Source organism: Pseudomonas entomophila, assembly GCF_029193575.1.
In the GTDB taxonomy this organism is placed as follows: Bacteria; Pseudomonadota; Gammaproteobacteria; order Pseudomonadales; family Pseudomonadaceae; genus Aquipseudomonas; species Aquipseudomonas entomophila_G.
In genome coordinates, this window is record NZ_JARGCS010000030.1 from 1 (window position 1) to 18,679 (window position 18,679).

Below are 18,679 nucleotides of genomic sequence, written 5' to 3' on the forward strand. Positions count from 1 at the left end.
TCACCCACTGGACCTGCCGCGACGAAGGCCGCGATGCCGTGCCGATCGGCCAACCGATCGCCAACCTGCAAACCTACGTGCTCGACGCTGAGCTTCAGCCCGTTCCGGCGGGCGTGGTCGGTGAGCTGTACCTGGGCGGCGAAGGCCTCGCCCGGGGCTACCACCGCCGCCCGGCGCTGACCGCCGAGCGCTTCATCACCAGCCCGTTCGGCAGCGGCCAGCGCCTGTACCGCACCGGCGACCTGGCCAGCCAGCGCGCCGATGGCGTGATCGAGTACCGGGGCCGTATCGACCACCAGGTGAAGATTCGCGGCCTGCGGATCGAGCTGGGCGAGATCGAAGCCCGTTTGATGGAGCAGGACGCGGTGCGCGAAGCCGTGGTGCTGGCCATCGATGGCGCCCTGGTGGGTTACGTGGTGCCGAGCGAGTGGCAGCCTGAATCGCAAGAAACCCTGCGCGAAGCCCTCCGCGAACCGCTGCGCCAAGCCCTGCCGGACTATATGGTGCCGGCCCAGTTGCTGTTCATCGAGCGCATGCCGCTGAGCCCCAACGGCAAGCTGGAGCGCAAGGCGCTGCCCAAGCCCGACGCCAGCCACGCGCAGAAAGCCTACGTCGCCCCGCGCAGCGCGCTGGAACAGCGCATCGCCGCGATCTGGCAAGACGTGCTCAAGCTCGACCGCGTGGGCCTGAACGACAACTTCTTCGAGCTGGGCGGCGACTCGATCATCTCGATCCAGGTGGTCAGCCGCGCCCGCCAGACCGGCATCCGCTTCACCCCGAAGGACCTGTTCCAGCACCAGACCGTGCAAAGCCTGGCCACCGTGGCGGTGCTCGGCGTGGCCCCCGTGGTCATCGACCAGGGCCCGGTCACAGGCGAAACCTCGCTGCTGCCGTTCCAGCACTGGTTCTTCGAAACCCTGCGAACCAACCACCACCACTGGAACCAGTCGGTGCTGCTGGCCCCCCGCGAAACCCTGCACGCCGAGCCCCTGGAGCGCGCCCTGCGCACCCTGGTCGAGCATCACGACGCCTTGCGCCTGCGTTTTAAGAACGGTGCCGCCCAGTTCGCCGAACTCGACGCCACGCCCTTGCTCTGGCAGGAAACCGTCGCCGACGACAGCCAGTTGCAAGCCGCCGCCGACCGCGCCCAGCGCAGCCTCGACCTGAGCCAGGGCCCGCTGCTGCGCGCGCTGCTGGCCACCCAGGCCGACGGCAGCCAGCGCCTGCTGCTGGTGATCCACCACCTGGCCGTGGATGGCGTGTCCTGGCGCATCCTGCTCGAAGACCTGCAAGCGGCCTACCGCCAGCAGCGCCTGCCGGCCAAGACCCACTCGGTCAAAGCCTGGGCCGAGCAACTGCAAGCCGATGCCCAAGGCCCGGCCCTGCGAGGCCAACTGGCCTACTGGCAGGCCCAGGCCGTCGAGGCAGGGCTGCCTTGCGCAGCGCCCGCGCAACCACTGCTCACCCGTGACGCGCGCAGCGTGCAGACCCGCCTGGACGCCCAGCTCACCCGCCGCCTGCTGCAAGAGGCGCCCGCCGCCTACCGCACCCAGGTCAACGACCTGTTGCTGACCGCCCTGGCGCGGGTGGTCACGCGCTGGAGCGGCCAGCCCTCGGTGGCCGTGCTGATGGAAGGCCATGGCCGCGAGCCGCTGTCGCGCGAACTCGACCTGACCCGCAGCGTCGGCTGGTTCACCAGCTTCTACCCGGTCAAGCTGACCCCCGCCCAGGGCCTGGGCGAGTCGATCAAGCACATCAAGGAGCAGCTGCGCGCCGTGCCGGACAAAGGCATGGGCTATGGCGCGCTGCGCTACCTGGGCACCGATCAGGCCCGCGCGGCGCTGGCCGCGCAAACCCCGGCGCGCATCACCTTCAACTACCTGGGCCAGCTCGATGGCAGCTTCGACCAGCCCGAGGCGCTGTTCGTGCCGACCGGCCAGCCGCGCGGCCAGGAGCAGGCTGACGACGCGCCGCTGAGCAACTGGCTGACCCTCAACGGCCAGGTCTACGGCGGCGAATTGCGGGTGGACTGGCAGTTCAGCACCGCGCTGTTCGACAGCGCCACGGTGCAGGCCCTGGCCGACGCCTACGCCCAGGCCCTGGGCGAGCTGGTCGAGCACTGCGCCGCCAGCGGCGCGCTGACCCCGTCCGACGTACCGCTGGCCGGCCTCGACCAAGCCGCGCTCGACAGCCTGGGCCTCGACCCGCGCACCGTGCAGGACCTCTACCCGCTGTCGCCGATGCAGCAGGGCATGCTGTTCCACAGCCTCTACCAGCCCGGCGATGGCGCCTACATCAACCAGCTCTCGGTGGCGGTCGAAGGCCTCGACCCCGAGCGCCTGCGCGCCGCCTGGCAGGCCACGGTCGATGCCCACGATGTGCTGCGCAGCGCCTTCCTCGAAGGCGGTCGTCCGTTGCAAGTGGTGTACCGCGAGCGCGCGCTGCCGTTCACCCTGGAAGACTGGCGCGGCCGCGCCGACCAGGCCGAGGCCGTCGCCGCCAAGGCCCGTGACCTGCGCAGCGCCGGCTTCGCCCTCGACCGCGCGCCGCTGCTCGACCTGTGCCTGTTGCGCCTGGACCCACAGCGCTACCAGATGATCTACACCTGCCACCACCTGCTGGTGGACGGCTGGAGCAACGCCCAACTGCTGGGCGAGGTGCTGCAACGCTACAGCGGTGGCGAGGTGGCCCCGCAAGCGGGCCGCTACCGCGACTACATCGCCTGGCTGGCCGGGCAGGACGCGCAAGCCACCGAGCAGTTCTGGCAGGCCCAGTTGCAACGCCTGGACGCGCCGACCCGCCTGGCCGCCGCCTTGCCAGCGGTGGTCGCCGAGCAGGGGGGGCATGGCGAGCACCTGCGCCAGCTCGATGCCGGGCAGACCCAACGTCTGAAAGCCTTCGCCAGCCAGCACAAGGTCACCCTCAACACCGTGCTGCAAGCCGCCTGGGCGCTGCTGCTGCAACGCTACACCGGCCAGCCGGGCGTGGCCTTCGGCGCCACCGTGGCGGGGCGCTCGGCGCCGCTGCCGGGGATCGAGGCGCAGGTGGGGCTGTTCATCAATACCCTGCCGGTGATCGTCAGCCCGCGCGCCGAGCAGGCGCCGGGGCCGTTCCTCGAGCAGTTGCAAGCCCAGAACGTGGCGCTGCGCGAGCACGAGCACACACCGTTGTTCGATATCCAACGTTGGGCCGGGCAGGGCGGTGATGGCCTGTTCGACACCTTGCTGGTGTTCGAGAACTACCCGGTGGCCGAAGCCCTGCAGCAGGGCGCTCCCGCGGGCCTGCGCTTCGGCGCGGTGCACACCCGCGAGCAGACCAGCGTGCCGCTGACCCTGCTGGTGGGCGTGGAAGACAACCTGAGCCTGTTGTTCCAGTTCGACCGCCAGCAGTTCAGCGCGCAGCAGGTCGAACGTATCGGCGCGCACCTGCTGGCGCTGCTGCACGGCCTGCTTGCGGCCCCCGCTGCGCTGGGCGAGCTGGCGATTCTCGGCGGCGAAGAGCGCCAGCGCATGCTGGGCGACTGGAACGCCAGCGCCGTACCCTCGGTGCCGGCGCGCTGCATTCACGAACTGATCGCCGCCCAGGTGCAGGCCGACCCCGGGCACCTGGCACTGATCGATGGCACCCGTCACTTGAGCTACCGCGAACTGGACCAGCGCGCCAACCGCCTGGCCCACCAACTGGTGAGCTTGGGCATCGGCGCCGAAGTGCGCGTGGGCATCGCCCTGCAACGCTCCAGCGAGCTGCTGGTGGCCCTGCTGGCGGTGCTCAAGGCCGGCGGCGCCTATGTGCCGCTGGACCCCGACTACCCCGCCGAGCGCCTGGCCTACATGCTCGAAGACAGCCGCGCCCAGGTGTTGATCACCGAGTCGTCGGTGCTCGAAGGCCTGACGCCGGATGCCACCACTCATGTGGTGCTGGTGCAGCCGGGTGATGCCTGGCTGGCCGGCTACCCGGACAGCGCGCCCGCGGTGGCCGTGACCCCGGACAATCTGGCGTATGTGATCTACACCTCTGGCTCCACTGGCAAACCCAAGGGCGTGGCCATTACCCACCGCAACGTGCAGGCGCTGGTGGACTGGTCGCAGCAGGCCTTCAGCCGCGACGATCTGCAAGGCGTGCTGGCCTCGACCTCGGTGTGCTTCGACCTGTCGGTGTGGGAGCTGTTCGTCACCCTGGCCAGCGGCGGCTTCATCGTGCTGGCGCGCAACGCCCTGGCACTGCCGGACCTGCCGGCGCGCGACCAGGTGCGCCTGGTCAACAGCGTGCCCTCGGCGCTGGCCGCGTTGCTGCGTGCCGGCCAGGTGCCGCCTGGCGTGCGCATCATCAACCTGGCCGGCGAGCCGCTCAAGCAGGGCCTGGTGGATGCGCTGTTCCAGTTGCCGGGCGTGGAGCGGGTCAACGACCTGTACGGCCCGTCGGAAGACACCACCTATTCCACCTGGACCCGCCGCGAGGCCGGTGGCAGCGCCAGCATCGGCCGACCCCTGCCGGGCACCGGCAGCTACCTGCTCGATGCCGACCTGCAACCCGCGCCGCTGGGTGTGGGCGCCGAGCTTTACTTGTCCGGCGCGGGCCTGACGCGTGGCTACCTGGGGCGCGCGGCGCTGACCGCCGAGCGCTTCGTGCCCAACCCGTTCGGCACGGCGGGCGAACGGCTGTACCGTACCAGCGACCTGACCCGCTACCGCGAGGACGGCGTGATCGAGTACCTGGGGCGCGTCGACCACCAAGTGAAGATCCGTGGCTTCCGCGTCGAGCTGGGCGAGATCGAGGCGCGCCTGCTGGCCCTGCCACAGGTGCGCGAGGCGGCGGTGCTGGCGGTCGAATTGCAAGGCGGCCCGCAACTGGTGGCCTACGTCGCAGCCCAGGCGCACCCCCAAGGCGCTGGCGAGCAGGCGACCCTGCGTGTGGCGCTCAAGGCTCGCCTGGCCGAGCAACTGCCGGGCTACATGGTGCCGGCGTTCGTGCTGTTCCTCGCCGGCCTGCCGCTGACCCCCAATGGCAAGCTCGACCGCAAGGCCCTGCCGCTGCCGGAGGCGCAGCCTGCGGGGGCGTCGTTGCGCGCACCGCGAACCGCCTTCGAGCGCCAGGTCGCCGACGTTTGGCAACAGGTCCTGGAAGTCGAGCAGGTCGGCCTGGATGACCAGTTCTTCGAGCTGGGCGGCCATTCGCTGCTGGCCACCCAGGTGGTCGCGCGTCTGCAAGGCCTGCTGGCGGTGCCGGTGAGCCTGCGCGACCTGTTCGAGCACCCGCGCCTGGCCGCGTTCGTCGAGCACCTGCAAGGGCGTGGCGCCCCGGCGCAGGCCCAGGGCCCCGCACTGGTGGCGGCGGGCGAGGGCGCGACGGCCGCGCTGTCGCTGGCCCAGCGCCGCCTGTGGGTGGTCGAGCAACTCTCCGGCGGCAGCGGCGCCTACGGCATGCCGCTGGCCCTGCGCCTGAAAGGCGAACTGCAAGTGCCGCTGCTGCGCGAGGCGCTGGCTGAAGTGATCCGCCGCCACGAGGTGCTGCGCACGGCCTATGTGGCTGACGACGAAGGCGACCCGCTGGCCGTGGTCGCGGCCTCGGTGAGCATGGACCTGCCATTGCTCGACCTGAGCGGCCTGGGCCGCGCCGAGCAGGAGGCCCAGGTGGCCGAGGCAGTGCTGAGCAACGCCAGCACGCCGATCAGCCTGCTCCACGCGCCGCTGCTGCGGGGCCGTGTGTTGCGCCTGGCCGAGCGCGAGCACGTGGTGCTGTACGCCATGCACCACATCATCTCCGACGGTTGGTCGATGTCGCTGCTGGTCAACGAGCTGGTCGAACTCTACGGCCAATTGCAGGCCGGTCAGCCCGCGCGTTTGGAACCGTTGCCGCTGCAGTACAGCGACTACGCCCGCTGGCAGCTGGCGCTGGAGCACAGCGGCGTGCTGGCCGGGCAGGCCGACTACTGGCGCCAGGCCCTGGCGGGCAACACGGGCCTGCTGGCGCTGCCGACCGACCAGCCACGCCCGGCCAGCGCCTCCAACGCCGGCGCCGACCTGCAGCTGCAGCTCGACGGCGAGCTGGTGCACGGCCTCAAGGCCCTCGCCGGGCAGGCCGGCACCACGCTCTACAGCGTGCTGCTGGCGGCCTTCCAGGTGCTGCTGCACCGGGTCAGCCACAGCGACGACCTGCTGGTCGGCGCCGACGTCGCCGGGCGCCAGCGCCCGGAGCTGGAGCGTCTGATCGGCTTCTTCGTCAACATCCTGCCGCTGCGCTCGCGCTACCACGCGCAGCAGACCTTCGGCGACTACCTGGCCGCCACCCGCGACACCGCGCTCGGCGCCTTCGAACACCAGGACCTGCCCTTCGACATGATCGTCGAGGCCAGCGGCGTGGCCCGCCAGCGTGGGGTCAACCCGCTGGTGCAGGTGCTGTTCGTGATGAACAACCTGCCGGTGCGCGACGCCAGCCTCGACGCGCTGAAGGTCGAGGTGCTGCCGGCCACGACCGGTTACTCGAAATTCGACATGGCCCTGTTCCTCGACCAGGACGGCGAAGGCCTGCGCGGCACCTGGCAGTACGCCAGCGAGCTGTTCGGCGCCGAACGCATCCGCGCCCTGGCCACGGACTGGACACGCATTCTGGAGCAGATCCTGCGCGAGCCGGATATCAGACTAGGAGACCTCAAGATGACCACGGACACCGCCGTCGCGGCTGCGCCGGCCGCTGCCGCCAGCCCCAAGGCCGACAAACTCGGCAAGTTCCTGAAAAAGCCCAAGGCCCCGGAGCACAAAGCCGCCGTCGCCGTGCGCGAATCGCTGCTGGCCGCGCCCCAGGTCTTCCCGCTGCTGGTCGAGCCGAACGACCCGGGGCTGGACCTGGTGAGCTGGGTCAAGGCCAACCGCCCCTGGCTCGAGGAAAAGCTCTCGCGCCATGCCGGGTTGCTGTTCCGTGGCTTCGCCATGCACGACATCCACGCCTTCGAGGCGTTTGCCGAGGCGGTGCAGCCGGGGCTGTACGGCAAGTACGGCGACCTGCCGAAGAAGGAGGGCGGCAAGAACACCTACCGTTCGACGCCGTACCCCGAGAACAAGATGATCCTGTTCCATAACGAGAGCTCGCACCAGGACACCTGGCCGCGCAAGCAGTTGTTCTTCTGCGAGCAGCCGTCGCCGGTGGGCGGTGCCACGCCGGTGGTGGACTGCCGGCAGATGTACCAGCGCCTGCCCCAGGCGCTGCGGGAGAAATTCGAGGAAAAGGGCCTGCTCTACGTGCGCACCTTCGCCACCAACCTGGACGTGTCGTGGCAGCACTTCTTCAAGACCGACGAGCGTGCCGAGGTCGAGGCGCGCTGCCGCGCGGCGGGCATCCAGTGGACCTGGTTCGACAACGACGAGCTGCAGATCCGCACGCCATGCCCGGCGATCATCCGTCACCCGGTGACCGGCGAGAAAACCTTCTTCAACCAGGTGCAATTGCACCACATCCACTGCCTCGACCCGGACGTGCGCGAGGACCTGCTGGCGCTGTTCGGCATCGAGCGCATGCCGCGCCACGTGTACTACGGCGATGGCTCGCCGATCGACGACCAGACCATGGCGCTGATCGGTGAGCTGTACGAGGCTTGCGCCGTGCGCTTCGACTGGCGCAAGGGCGATGTGATCCTGCTCGACAACATGCTCGCCGCCCACGCCCGCGACCCGTTCGAGGGGCCGCGCAAGATCGTCGTGGCCATGGGCGAAATGGTCGAGCGCCGCACCCTGGAGGCGCCACAGCGCCCCGCAACCCTCACCCAAGAGGCTGACGCATGAGCGACATCAACCTGGAACAACTCGGCGCCGGCCTGGCCTTGCTCGCCGAACAGCAACACTGGAGCGAGGCCGTGGGCCCGCTGGCGCAGCAGGCCCATGTCGTGAACGTGTGCATCGGCGGTGACCTGGATCTGGCCGCGCTGCACGCCGCGCTGGACGACCTGGCGCTGCGCCAGCAGGTACTGACCAGCGCCATCGGCGCGGTCGCCGGCTACCACGGCCTGCGCCAGTTCCCCGCTGCGCGCCCGGCGCAGGTGGCGGTGACGGTCGAGGAGCCGGCCCAGCCGGAAAGCGCCGCCGCCGCACAGCGCGCCCAGTGGTTGCAGCGCCCGGTGACCCAAGGCCCGCAATTCCAGGCCTTGTTGCAGCGCCTGGAGGGCGGGCAATGGCACCTGACCCTGGCATTGCCACGTGTGCTGGTCGATGCCGGCAGCCTGCCGTTGCTGCTCGATCAACTGGTGCAGGCCTACACCCAGGGGCCGGCTGGCGCCGACGAAGAACTCGGGCAGTTCGAGCAATACCTGGAATGGCGCGCCGAAGTGGTGCTGGACGAAGACGCCGGGCACGCCGCGCAATACTGGCAGGCGCACCTGGGCAACAGCGCGCCGGCGCTGCCGGGCCTGCCCTACCGGCGCAAAGGTGGCCAAGCCGGGGAGGGGGGCGTGGCGCAGGTCGTGGCGTCGCTGCCGGGCGAACTGCGCGAAGCTCTGCAAGCCCTGGCCGCACACCATGGCGTGACCGCCGACACCGTGCTGCAAGCGGCCTGGTGGCTGCTGCTGGCACGCCTGAGCGGGCGCACGGCGTTCATTGCCGGGTGGCGCCACGATGGCCGCGCCGACTATGAATTCTTCGACCAGACCCTGGGCCTGTTCGAGAAGACCCTGCCGCTGCACCTCGCCTTAGACCCGGCGCTGCCGTTCGAGCAGTGCCTGGCGCCCCTGGCCGGGGTGCTCGAACAGCATCGCACCTGGCAGGAATACTGGAGCGCCGAAGGCCGTGGCACGCAGCCCGTCCATGGCTTCGCCGTGCGCCGCCTGGCGGGCGCCGCACAGGCCAAGGGCGCGCAGTGGTCGCCCAGCGTCGCGGCTGGCCTGGCGCCGGGCTTCGAGCTGGCCCTTGAAGTGGGCCTGGATGGCGAAGGTGCGGTGCAGCAACTGAGCCTGGCGTACCTTACCCAGCACTACAGCGCACAGGCCATCGCCGGGCTGTTGGCGCAGTACCAGGTGCTGCTGGGCGGCATCGTCGCCGCGCCGTCGACCGCCGCCTTCGACCTGCCGCTGCTGGGCGAGGCCGAGCGTGCGCGGTTGTTGGCGTTCAACCCGCCAGCCGAGGCCATCGACCCGCGCCTGACCCTGGCCCAGCGCATCACCGAGTGGGCCTCGGTCACCCCGGATGCCCCGGCACTGGTGAGCGCTGCTCAAACCCTGAGCTACGCCGAACTGGAGCGTCGCGTGCAGCACCTGGCGGCGGCCATGGCCGCGCGCGGTGTGGGCGCCGGGCAGCGGGTGGCGCTGGCGTTGCCGCGTTCGGCGCAGTGGCTGGTGGCGGCGCTGGCGGCCTGGCGTCTGGGCGCGGCCTGGCTGCCGCTCGACCCGCAGTGGCCAGCGGCGCGCCTGACGCTGCTGCTGGAGCAGGCCGGTGCGAGTTTGCTGGTGGGCGAGGCTGCGCTGCCGGTCGAGGCCGCGCAGTTGGATCTGGGCGACGTGCGCTTCGACGGTGAGGCGCAGGCGTTGGCTGAGCGCCCTGCGGTCAGCGCGACCGACCTGGCCTATGTGCTGTTCACCTCCGGCTCGACCGGCACGCCCAAGGCGGTAGCGGTCGAGCACGGCGCGCTGTTCAACTACGTGGCCGCTGCCAGCGCGGCGCTGGGCCTGGACGCCTGCCGACGGTTCGCCTTCGGCACCAGCGTGGTTGCCGACCTTGGCCATACCACGCTGTTCGGCGCGCTGTACCACGGCGCCGCGCTGCACCTGGCCGATGAGGCCACGGTGCAGGACGGCCAGGCCTTCGCCGGGTTCATCGAGGGGCAGGGCATCGACTGCCTGAAGATCGTCCCGTCGCACCTGGCGGCCTTGCTGGAAACCCCGACCCCGGTGCTGCCGGCGACCTTGGTCCTGGGGGGCGAGGCGGTAGCCCCCGCCTTGGTCGAACGCATTCTGCGCATCCGCCCGGACGTGCGCCTGTTCAACCACTATGGGCCGAGCGAAACCACGGTCGGCGTGCTGGTGCACCCGATCAGCCAGGCGGACCTCGACAGCAACGCGGTGCCGCTGACCCAGGTGCTGGCCAACAACCAGGTGCTGGTGCTCGATGCCCAGCGCAAGCTGGTGGCGGCGGGTGAGCTGGGCGAGCTGTACATCGCGGGCGCGCAACTGGCCCGCGGCTACCTGAATGCCCCGCAGCAACAGGCCGAGGCGTTCGTCGAGCACCCACTGCAGCCGGGCGCGCGGCTGTACCGCACGGGCGACCTCGCCCGCTATCGCCCCGAAGGCGGCATCGTCCTGCAAGGGCGTGCCGACCAGCAGGTGAAGCTGCGCGGTTTCCGTGTCGAGCTGGCAGAGATCGAGGCCGAGCTGGCGGCGCTGGCCGGTGTCAGCGAAGCGGCGGTGGTGCTGGACGCTCAGCACGAACCGCTGGCCTTCGTCACCGCCGTGGGCGAGCCGGGGGAGGGCTGGGCCAGCGTGCTCAAGGCCCAACTGGCGCAGCGCCTGCCGGCGGTGATGGTGCCGCGTCAGGTGCATGGGCTGGCGCGCATGCCGCGCCTGGGCAATGGCAAGATCGACCGCCAGGCCCTGGCCACGCTCGATGTGGGGGCTGCGCAGCAGGCCTACGTGGCGCCGCGCGATGCCCTGGAGCAGGTGCTGGCCGAGCGCATGGCGCAGTTGCTGGGCAGCGAGCGCTTGAGCGTGGAGCAGGACTTCTTCGCTGCGGGCGGGCATTCGTTGCTGGTGATCAAGCTGGTGGCGGGCATTCGCAAGCTGTTGCAGTGCGAGGTGCACCCTGGGGTGGTGTTCGACAACCCCAGCCCCGCGGCGCTGGCCCGGGCGTTGCGCTTGCAGGAAGGCGCGCCGGGGCAGTTGGAGAAGCTCGCCCAGGCGCGCCTGCGCCTGGACGCCATGAGCCCGGAAGACAAGGCCCGCCTGCTGGAGAAGGCGCGGCAGTTGCAGGGTAGCTGACACCGCGCCCGCAGGGCTGGCCCTATCGCGGGGCAAGCCCGCGCCTACAAGGGACAACGCATCCCCTGTAGGCGCGGGCTCGCCCCGCGATAGGGCCTTTGCAGACCCACTCCTTTCCCAAACGCCCCGCTGTCAATCCCGCCAATCGCAACTCGTGATCAAGCGCAAAAGATAAATATTCCTAATTTCGCTCAAGTGGCCTTCGTCTAGTCAGCGAGCAGGTGCGACTCGCGTCGCCAGCCCGCCCGCTGGGAGGGGGTTTTGCCAGGGACATCAGGCATTTCGATCAGCCGGCCCAAGAGTCGGTGGCAGTCCAACACAAGAGCGTACGGAGTGATTCACAACATGAAATCTGAACAGGCAAGGCTTGCGCGCCGTCCTTCCTTCTGGGAAGCGTCACGCTGGCGCACCTCGGCATCGGTCATGGTTCTGGGCCTGGCCCTGGGCATGGCCAATATCGCCCAGGCCGAAATCAAGCAGGTCGACATCCCCTCGGCACCGCTGAGCGAAGCACTGACCCAGCTCGGCCACCAGACCGGCCTGCAACTGCTGTTCGAGCCTGGCCTGGTCAGCGGCAAGCGTTCCACCGCCGTGTCCGGCAAGATGGAACCCAGCGCGGCACTGGACGTGATGCTGCGCGGCGCCAACCTGTCGTACCGCATCGAGAACGACACGGTCATCATCAGCAGTACCGCCGGCAGCGGCGCGGCGCTGGAGCTGGGCGCGACCACCATCGTCGGCCAGGGCATGGGCCAGTCCACCGAGAACACCGGCTCCTACACCACCGGTTTCGTCTCGGTCGGCTCCAAGACCCCGACCAGCCTCAAGGAAACCCCGCAGACCGTGTCGATCATCAGCCAGCAGATGATCGAGGACCAGCGCATCACCACCTTGCCCGAAGCGATGAAGCGCACCCCGGGCATCACCGTGCGCAACAACAACTACCACTCCCAGCAGTTCTACTCGCGCGGTTTCGGCATCGACAACGTGCAGATCGACGGCGCCTCGCCGATGGACATCGGCACCGGCGTCGGCACCTTCTACAGTGACCGCCAGTACGACATGGCCGCCTACGACCACGTCGAAGTGCTGCGCGGCGCCAGTGGCCTGCTGGGCGGCACCGGCGACCCCGGCGGCATCGTCAACCTGGTGCGCAAGCGCCCGCTGGACCACTACCAGCTGAATCTCAACACCTCGGCCGGCTCCTGGGACAACTACCGCACCGAAGTCGACCTGACCGGCCCGCTGGCCTTCGATGGCAAGCTGCGCGGGCGCATGGTCGCGGCCTACACCGACCGCCAGTACTTCATGGACAACCGCAGCACCGAGAAGCCGTTTCTCTACGGCGTGCTGGAAGCCGACCTGACCGACGACACCATGGTCACCCTGGGCGGCAGCTACGACAAACTCAAGGAGAACGGCACCGGCGACGGCCTGCCGCGCTACAGCACCGGTGGCGACCTGGGCCTGCCACGGCACACCTGGTACACCACCAACCACGCCTGGTCCGATAGCTACAGCCGCGAGTGGTTCGCCAAGCTCGACCACTATTTCAACGAGGACTGGAAGCTCAACACCTCGTACACCTACTCCTACAACCACTCCACCACCGAGGGCGTGATCCCCTACGGCTCGGTGGACGAGACCACCAACACCGGCCCGTACTGGTGGGGCAGCTACGTCTCCAGCTGGAGCAAGCAGTCGGTGTTCGACGTCAACCTGTCGGGCAACTTCGACGCCTTCGACCGTCGCCACGAGTTCCTGCTCGGCGCCGACTACCAGAAGGTCACCAGCCGCTGGCGCGCCGCCCAGGGCAAGACCGCACTGGGTAGCCTGATCAACCTGTGGGACCCGCAGTCCTCGCCGCTGGCCAGCGAGGCGTCGAACCACAACTTCTACCGCGACTACTACCCGAACACCCGCGAGCAGTACGGCGTGTACTCGACCCTGCGCCTGCAACTGACCGACCCGCTGAAGCTGGTGGTCGGTGCCCGTGCCCAGCGCTACAAGTTCGAGCAGGCCTACGCCACCCGCCCACGTTCTGGCGTTGGCGCCTGGGTGCCGCAGGACAACGTGTCCGATCGCGAGCCGACCACCCTGGTCCCTTACGGCGGCCTGATCTACGCGCTCAACGACGAATGGTCGACCTACGTCAGCTACTCGGAAGTGTTCAAGCCCCAGGCGCAGAAGCTCAAGGGCCCGCAGGGTTCGTCCAGCTCGCTGGACCCGATGACAGGCAAGACCTACGAGACCGGCATCAAGGGCGAGTTGTTCGGTGGCGCGCTGAACGTCAGCGCCGCGCTGTTCTACACCAAGCGTGAAGACCAGGCGGCGAAGGACCCGGCCTACCCGAACCCGCTGTTCAGCTACAGCGCCTCGTGCTGCTACCTGAACCAGGACAAGATCATCAGCAAGGGTATCGACCTGGAAGCCACCGGCGAGATCGCGCCGGGCTGGGACATCATGGCGGGGTACACCTACAACCAGGTGCACAACGACACCGAAGAGACCCTGTACAGCACCGTCACGCCCAAGCACCTGTTCAAACTGTGGACCATGTACACCCTGCCGGGCGTGCTGTCCGACGTGCGTGTGGGCGGCGGCGTGACCGCGCAGAGCGCCACCTACGTGGCGGGCCAGGCGTACCGCTTCGACCCGGTCAGCGGCGACATCATCGACAGCCAGGACTACAAGTTCAGCCAGGCGGGCTACGCGGTGTATGACGCGATGGTCGAGTACAAGATCGACGACAACTGGACCGTGGCGCTGAACGGCAACAACCTGTTCGACCGCAAGTACTATGCGTCGGTGGGCACCTCCGAGTACGGCAACTACTACGGCGAGCCGCGCAACTTCATGCTGACGCTGCGTGGGCACTTCGAGTGATCGAGGGGGCTGACTAGCTAGACGCACAACACCCCGGCTTGCCGGGGTGTTGTGTTTTGGGCGGGGTGTCAGTGCCGGCCCTATCGCGGGGCGCAGGCACATACCCCTTTCAGCCCGGCACCGCCTCTGCGGCGATCTCCCGCTGGTCCTGCGCCACCACCTGCTGGCACAACTCGATGATCTGCTCGCGCATCCAGCGGTTGGCCGGGTCCTGGTCGGTGCTTTCATGCCAGTACAGGTGGGTTTCCAGCGCCGGCACCTCCACCGGCAGCGGTTGGTAGCGCAACTGGTGGCGGCGGGCGAAGCGCTCGGGCACGGTCATCACCATGTCGGTTTGCTGCAGCACCTGCGAGGCCATCAGGTAGTGCTGCGAGCGCAGGGCGATCTTGCGTTGCACGCCCATCTTGCCCAGGGCCAGGTCGACGTAGCCCAGGCCGTTGCGGCGGCTGGAGATATGGATGTGGGTCATGCCCAGGTAGGCGTCCAGGGTCAATTTCGCCTCGCCCAGCGGGTGGCCCTGGCGCAGGGCGCAGACGTAGCGGTCCTGCATCAACTTCACGTGGCGTACCTGCGGGTCGGTGTTCAACGGCGCATCGACGGCGAAGTCCAGGCGCCCGGCGGCCAGCTCCTTGGTGGTCTCGCGGCGCTTGCACAGGAAGCTCTCGATCACCACCCCCGGCGCCAGGCGGCGCAGGCGCTGGAACAACAGCGGCAGGATCACCGCCTCGGTGAGGTCGGTCATGCTGATGCGGAAGGTCTTGTTGGCCTGTTGCGGGTTGAAGATGCGGCTTTCCTGCACCGAGGTGCGCAGCAGCGCCAGGGCGTTGCGCACCGGGCCGATGATGTTCTGCGCCATCGGCGTGGGCACCATGCCCTGGGCGGTGCGCACGAACAGCGGGTCGTTGAAGGTCTCGCGCAGGCGCGACAGGGCGTTGGACACCGCCGGCTGGGTGATGCCGACGATCTGCCCGGCGCGGGTCAGGTTGGCTTCGGTGTAGATGGCGTCGAAGACGATGAACAGGTTGAGGTCGACCTTGCTGAGGTTCATGGCGCCGCTCTTCTTGTGAATGTTATTGGCCGATCATATATCGGTTATGAATGTTAATACACGCCGAAAATAGACTAGGTGGATTGGCGCTGGCTGCTCTAGGCTCTGCTGCATGTTCTTCATCCCGTGAAGGTAGCCCCGATGGATTTCGCCTATACGCCCAAGGTCCAGGCACTGCGCGAGCGCGTCACCGCGTTCATGGACGCCTACGTTTACCCGGCGGAAGCCGTGTTCGAGCGCCAGGTCGCCGAGGGCGACCGCTGGCAGCCCACCGCGATCATGGAAGAGCTCAAGGCCAAGGCCCGCGCCGAGGGCCTGTGGAACCTGTTCCTGCCGGAGTCCGAATACGGCGCCGGGCTGACCAACCTAGAATACGCGCCGCTGGCCGAAATCATGGGCCGCTCGCTGCTCGGCCCCGAGCCGTTCAACTGCTCGGCGCCGGACACCGGCAACATGGAAGTGCTGGTGCGCTATGGCAGCGAGGCGCAGAAGCAGCAGTGGCTGGAGCCCTTGCTGCGCGGTGAGATCCGCTCGGCGTTCGCCATGACCGAGCCGGACGTGGCCTCGTCGGACGCCACCAACATGGCCGCCACCGCCGTGCGCGACGGTGACCAGTGGGTGATCAACGGCCGCAAGTGGTGGACCTCCGGCGCCTGCGACCCACGCTGCAGGGTGATGATCTTCATGGGCCTGTCCAACCCGGACGGCCCGCGTCACCAGCAGCATTCGATGATTCTGGTGCCGACCGACGCGCCCGGCGTGAAGATCGTCCGCCCGCTGCCGGTGTTCGGCTACGACGACGCGCCCCACGGCCACGCCGAGGTGCTGTTCGAGAACGTGCGGGTGCCTTACGAGAACGTGTTGCTCGGCGAAGGCCGCGGCTTCGAGATCGCCCAGGGGCGTCTGGGCCCAGGCCGTATCCATCACTGCATGCGCTCGATCGGCATGGCCGAGCGTGCGCTCGAACTGATGTGCAAGCGCGCGGTCAGTCGCACCGCCTTCGGCCGGCCGCTGGCGCGGCTGGGTGGCAACGTCGACAAGGTCGCTGACTCGCGCATGGAAATCGACATGGCGCGCCTGCTGACCTTGAAGGCGGCGTACATGATGGACACCGTCGGCAACAAGGTGGCGCGCAGCGAGATCGCGCAGATCAAGGTGGTGGCGCCGAACGTGGCGTTGCAGGTGATCGACCGGGCGATCCAGATGCATGGCGGGGCAGGGGTGAGCGGGGACTTCCCGTTGGCCTATATGTACGCCATGCAGCGTACCCTGCGCCTGGCCGACGGGCCGGACGAGGTGCACCGGGCGGCGATCGGCAAGTACGAGATTGGCAAGTACGTGCCCAAGGAGATGCTGCGTAGCAGTCATTCCTGAGCCGGGCCGGGCTTGCCGCAAGACGCTTCTTGCGGCAAGCCTGCGGGTCAGTGCAGCTTGTTCCGGGCGATCTCGATGTCATCCATGATCGCCTTGGCGAACGCGCTCAGGTAGTCCGCGGCGCCCAGCAATCGGTGGTCATCCTCCATATCCCCCTCGCGTACCAGGTGCTTGATGTACCCCAGCAGCACTGACACCTGCTCGTAGGCATCGTCGAACGGCACGCCGGGCATGACCCGGAACAGGTGCAGCGGCGTTTCACCGGCCTCGCAGAAGGTCTCGACGCCTACCGTTACACCGGGTTTCATCTTATCGTTCATGCTTCACTCCCTGGCTACAGTCGCGCCAGCGCGTGCTCGATCAGCGTGTGGGCGGTATCGGCCGAATGGCCGGCATTGGTCAGCCGGTTCAGGCCCGGCAGGCCAGCGTTGGCGCGGCAGTATTCATCGAGGGTTTCGGCGATGCCCAGCAGTAGCTCGTTGGCGACGGCGAGGGCGTCGGGTGGGCTGAGGTCGGGGTGGAGGGAGGAATAGAGGGTGTTGATCAGTTGGAGGCGGGGTGGGTCGGGGACGATTTTTTTCATGGCAGCTCTCATGGGATAAAAGCGCACCCGTCCGTTTCCACACGTAAAGGGTGGCAGTTGTACACGGGGTGGAAAACCAGGCCCATGAAAACCCGGCAGGCCTTGCGGCCTCCCGCGCACAACTGCCGTAACGACAGCATCATGGGATTGAACAGGTTTCCACACCCGGTCGCGGAACCATTCAGCGACCCGGAGAGCCTAGAGGGCGGGGTTTCCCTGGACAATCAGACGGTGTTCGACAGGTTGCGTAGGGTATTTCGTCGGGAATAACGCAAGGAGTAGGACGCGGCCTAGGCCGGAGTAGGACATTTCCTGGATGTAGGTTTTTAGGGCCCTATCGCGGGGCAAGGCTCGCGATAGGGCCCTCCGGCCACTCAGGGTGTCTTGAGATCCACCAGCAGATCCTTCGCCGCCTTGGTCGCCAATACACTCATCAGCTTGCTCATTTCATCCTGGCGCCCGATGCCGGCCTCCGAGCCCCCCATCATCACGTTGGGCACTGGAGCCCGTGCCGCAGCGTCGGCCCAGGCGCGGTTGATCTGCACCAGCGCATCGAGCTTGGTTTGCAGGGCGCCGTCTGCCTTGAGCGATGCCTCGCGAGCATACGCCTCGGCATCGGCGGTGATCTTGGTGGATTCAGCATTGACCCTGGCTTTGTCACGCAGCAGTTCGGCGGTCTGCTTGTCGATTTCAGCGCGCCGATGCTCGCGCTCGGCGTTGATCAAGGTGAGCTGTTTCTCCGTTTCGGCTTCGGTGGTGCGCTCTATCTGCTGGCGCAGACTTTCCTGGCGCTTGGCTTCGACGTCCTTGGCACCTCGCGCGGAAACCAGCTCTTTCTCTTCCTCCTCCTTCAACCGGTTCTGGCGCGCCACGGCCAGTTCCGCCAACGCCTTTTGCACCAGTACCATCCGTTGCTGGTACTGCGGGTTGGGGTCGATGTGCGTCACCCGAGCATCGACGACCTCGACCCCAAACAGGCGGAATTGCTGCTGTTTACGCAGTTCCTGGCCGTCCTTGTCGAGCTTCTTCTCGATGATGAAACGGGTCGAGGTATTGTCGCCGAAGCTGCCCTGATCGGTGCCGGACTGCAAGATCGCGGTCTGTGCCGGGAAGTTCTCCCGCTGTACGCGGATTTCCTTGCGCGTGGTCAGGTACAGGCCATTGCGCAGTTGGTTTTCGAACTCGGCGCCGAAGTGGCTGCGGTTCCCCGCGTAGTAATCATCGGCACTCATCAACGAGGCCGTGGCCTGCAGGGTTTCCTTGACCGCAGGCAGCAGCGCGCGCTGGAGGAAGTTATCGGGCGTACGGTATTCCTGGGCGATTTTCAGGAACGCATCGCCCGTGGGCAAGCGGAACTGAGTGCTGAACTCGGCCTTGGCGTCGACGTTGCCGAGGAACACGATTGGCAGGTTGTCCAGAACCACGGAGGGGTGGCCGTTGCGCCGATCGTCCTGGCTGTCCACCTGCAAGGAGGACTGTACGCCAATGGTGCGGCGCCAAACCGTGCTGCGGCCGAACCATTTGGTTGAGTAACCGACTTCCTCGACTACTTTCTCCTCGCCGAATATCGTGCGCACATGGGTCATCTGACCCGCTTCGTTATAGAAGAACACCTCGTTGAACAGCGTTGCGGCGATGGCGATCACGGCGACGGGGATACCAATGGCGGCGATGATCTTGCCGTTTATACGAGGTAGGTTGAAGTTGGCCAGTGGAAGCTTTTGCATGGGACACTCCTTGTACGTGGAGCGGCATGCTGACTATGCGAGTGCGTCGTCAAAAGCGGGCGTTTCTATTAAGGCTGTACGAATGTTCTCAAAATAAAGCAGCCTCCAGA

General features: G+C 67.8%; 8 protein-coding genes. 4 read left to right on the forward strand and 4 right to left on the reverse strand.

Going from position 1 to position 18,679, the window contains the following annotated elements:
• From P0Y43_RS13345 to P0Y43_RS13355, 3 genes are all read left to right on the forward strand, one after another.
• Positions 1 to 7,775 (forward strand): non-ribosomal peptide synthetase (locus P0Y43_RS13345; protein WP_275637718.1); only part of this gene is annotated, 7,775 nt, incomplete at its 5' end.
• Positions 7,772 to 10,951 carry a non-ribosomal peptide synthetase gene (locus tag P0Y43_RS13350; protein ID WP_275637719.1) on the forward strand — a complete coding sequence of 1,060 codons (3,180 nt, stop codon included), beginning with the start codon at positions 7,772 to 7,774 and terminating at the stop codon, positions 10,949 to 10,951. The genes P0Y43_RS13345 and P0Y43_RS13350, both read left to right, overlap by 4 nt.
• Positions 10,952 to 11,296: 345 nt before the next feature.
• Positions 11,297 to 13,837, forward strand: a complete 2,541-nt coding sequence (locus tag P0Y43_RS13355; RefSeq protein ID WP_430540249.1) for a TonB-dependent siderophore receptor — start codon at positions 11,297 to 11,299, stop codon at positions 13,835 to 13,837.
• A 109-nt stretch (positions 13,838 to 13,946) separates the two neighbouring features.
• Here P0Y43_RS13355 and P0Y43_RS13360 read toward each other — a convergent pair whose 3' ends face one another.
• Positions 13,947 to 14,885: a LysR family transcriptional regulator gene (locus P0Y43_RS13360; RefSeq protein ID WP_275637720.1), complete on the reverse strand. Its 939-nt coding sequence runs from the start codon at positions 14,883 to 14,885 to the stop codon at positions 13,947 to 13,949.
• A 141-nt stretch (positions 14,886 to 15,026) separates the two neighbouring features.
• On the opposite strand from P0Y43_RS13360, the gene P0Y43_RS13365 reads away from it, so the two are divergent.
• Complete coding sequence (locus P0Y43_RS13365; protein WP_275637721.1) at positions 15,027 to 16,259, forward strand: acyl-CoA dehydrogenase; 1,233 nt, start codon at positions 15,027 to 15,029, stop codon at positions 16,257 to 16,259.
• Positions 16,260 to 16,306: 47 nt separating this feature from the next.
• On the opposite strand, the gene P0Y43_RS13370 is transcribed toward P0Y43_RS13365, so the two are convergent.
• The 3 genes from P0Y43_RS13370 to P0Y43_RS13380 form a co-directional block, all read right to left on the reverse strand.
• Positions 16,307 to 16,579, reverse strand: coding sequence for a DUF3077 domain-containing protein (locus P0Y43_RS13370; protein ID WP_275637722.1), 273 nt, complete (start codon positions 16,577 to 16,579; stop codon positions 16,307 to 16,309).
• A 14-nt stretch (positions 16,580 to 16,593) separates the two neighbouring features.
• Positions 16,594 to 16,842, reverse strand: a complete 249-nt coding sequence (locus P0Y43_RS13375; protein ID WP_275637723.1) for a hypothetical protein — start codon at positions 16,840 to 16,842, stop codon at positions 16,594 to 16,596.
• Positions 16,843 to 17,216: 374 nt separating this feature from the next.
• The gene (locus P0Y43_RS13380; RefSeq protein ID WP_275637724.1) at positions 17,217 to 18,569 is read right to left on the reverse strand and encodes an SPFH domain-containing protein; all 1,353 of its coding nucleotides are present in this window, start codon (positions 18,567 to 18,569) and stop codon (positions 17,217 to 17,219) included.
• Positions 18,570 to 18,679 lie beyond the last annotated feature (110 nt).

Excerpts from the sequence above, each read along its gene's own strand:
- P0Y43_RS13355 (WP_430540249.1), top strand. The coding sequence starts at position 11,297 with ATGAAATCTGAACAGGCAAGGCTTGCGCGCCGTCCTTCCTTCTGGGAA.
- P0Y43_RS13375 (WP_275637723.1), bottom strand. The coding sequence starts at position 16,842 with ATGAAAAAAATCGTCCCCGACCCACCCCGCCTCCAACTGATCAACACC.
- P0Y43_RS13370 (WP_275637722.1), bottom strand. The coding sequence starts at position 16,579 with ATGAACGATAAGATGAAACCCGGTGTAACGGTAGGCGTCGAGACCTTC.
- P0Y43_RS13380 (WP_275637724.1), bottom strand. The coding sequence starts at position 18,569 with ATGCAAAAGCTTCCACTGGCCAACTTCAACCTACCTCGTATAAACGGC.
- P0Y43_RS13360 (WP_275637720.1), bottom strand. The coding sequence starts at position 14,885 with ATGAACCTCAGCAAGGTCGACCTCAACCTGTTCATCGTCTTCGACGCC.
- P0Y43_RS13350 (WP_275637719.1), top strand. The coding sequence starts at position 7,772 with ATGAGCGACATCAACCTGGAACAACTCGGCGCCGGCCTGGCCTTGCTC.
- P0Y43_RS13365 (WP_275637721.1), top strand. The coding sequence starts at position 15,027 with ATGGATTTCGCCTATACGCCCAAGGTCCAGGCACTGCGCGAGCGCGTC.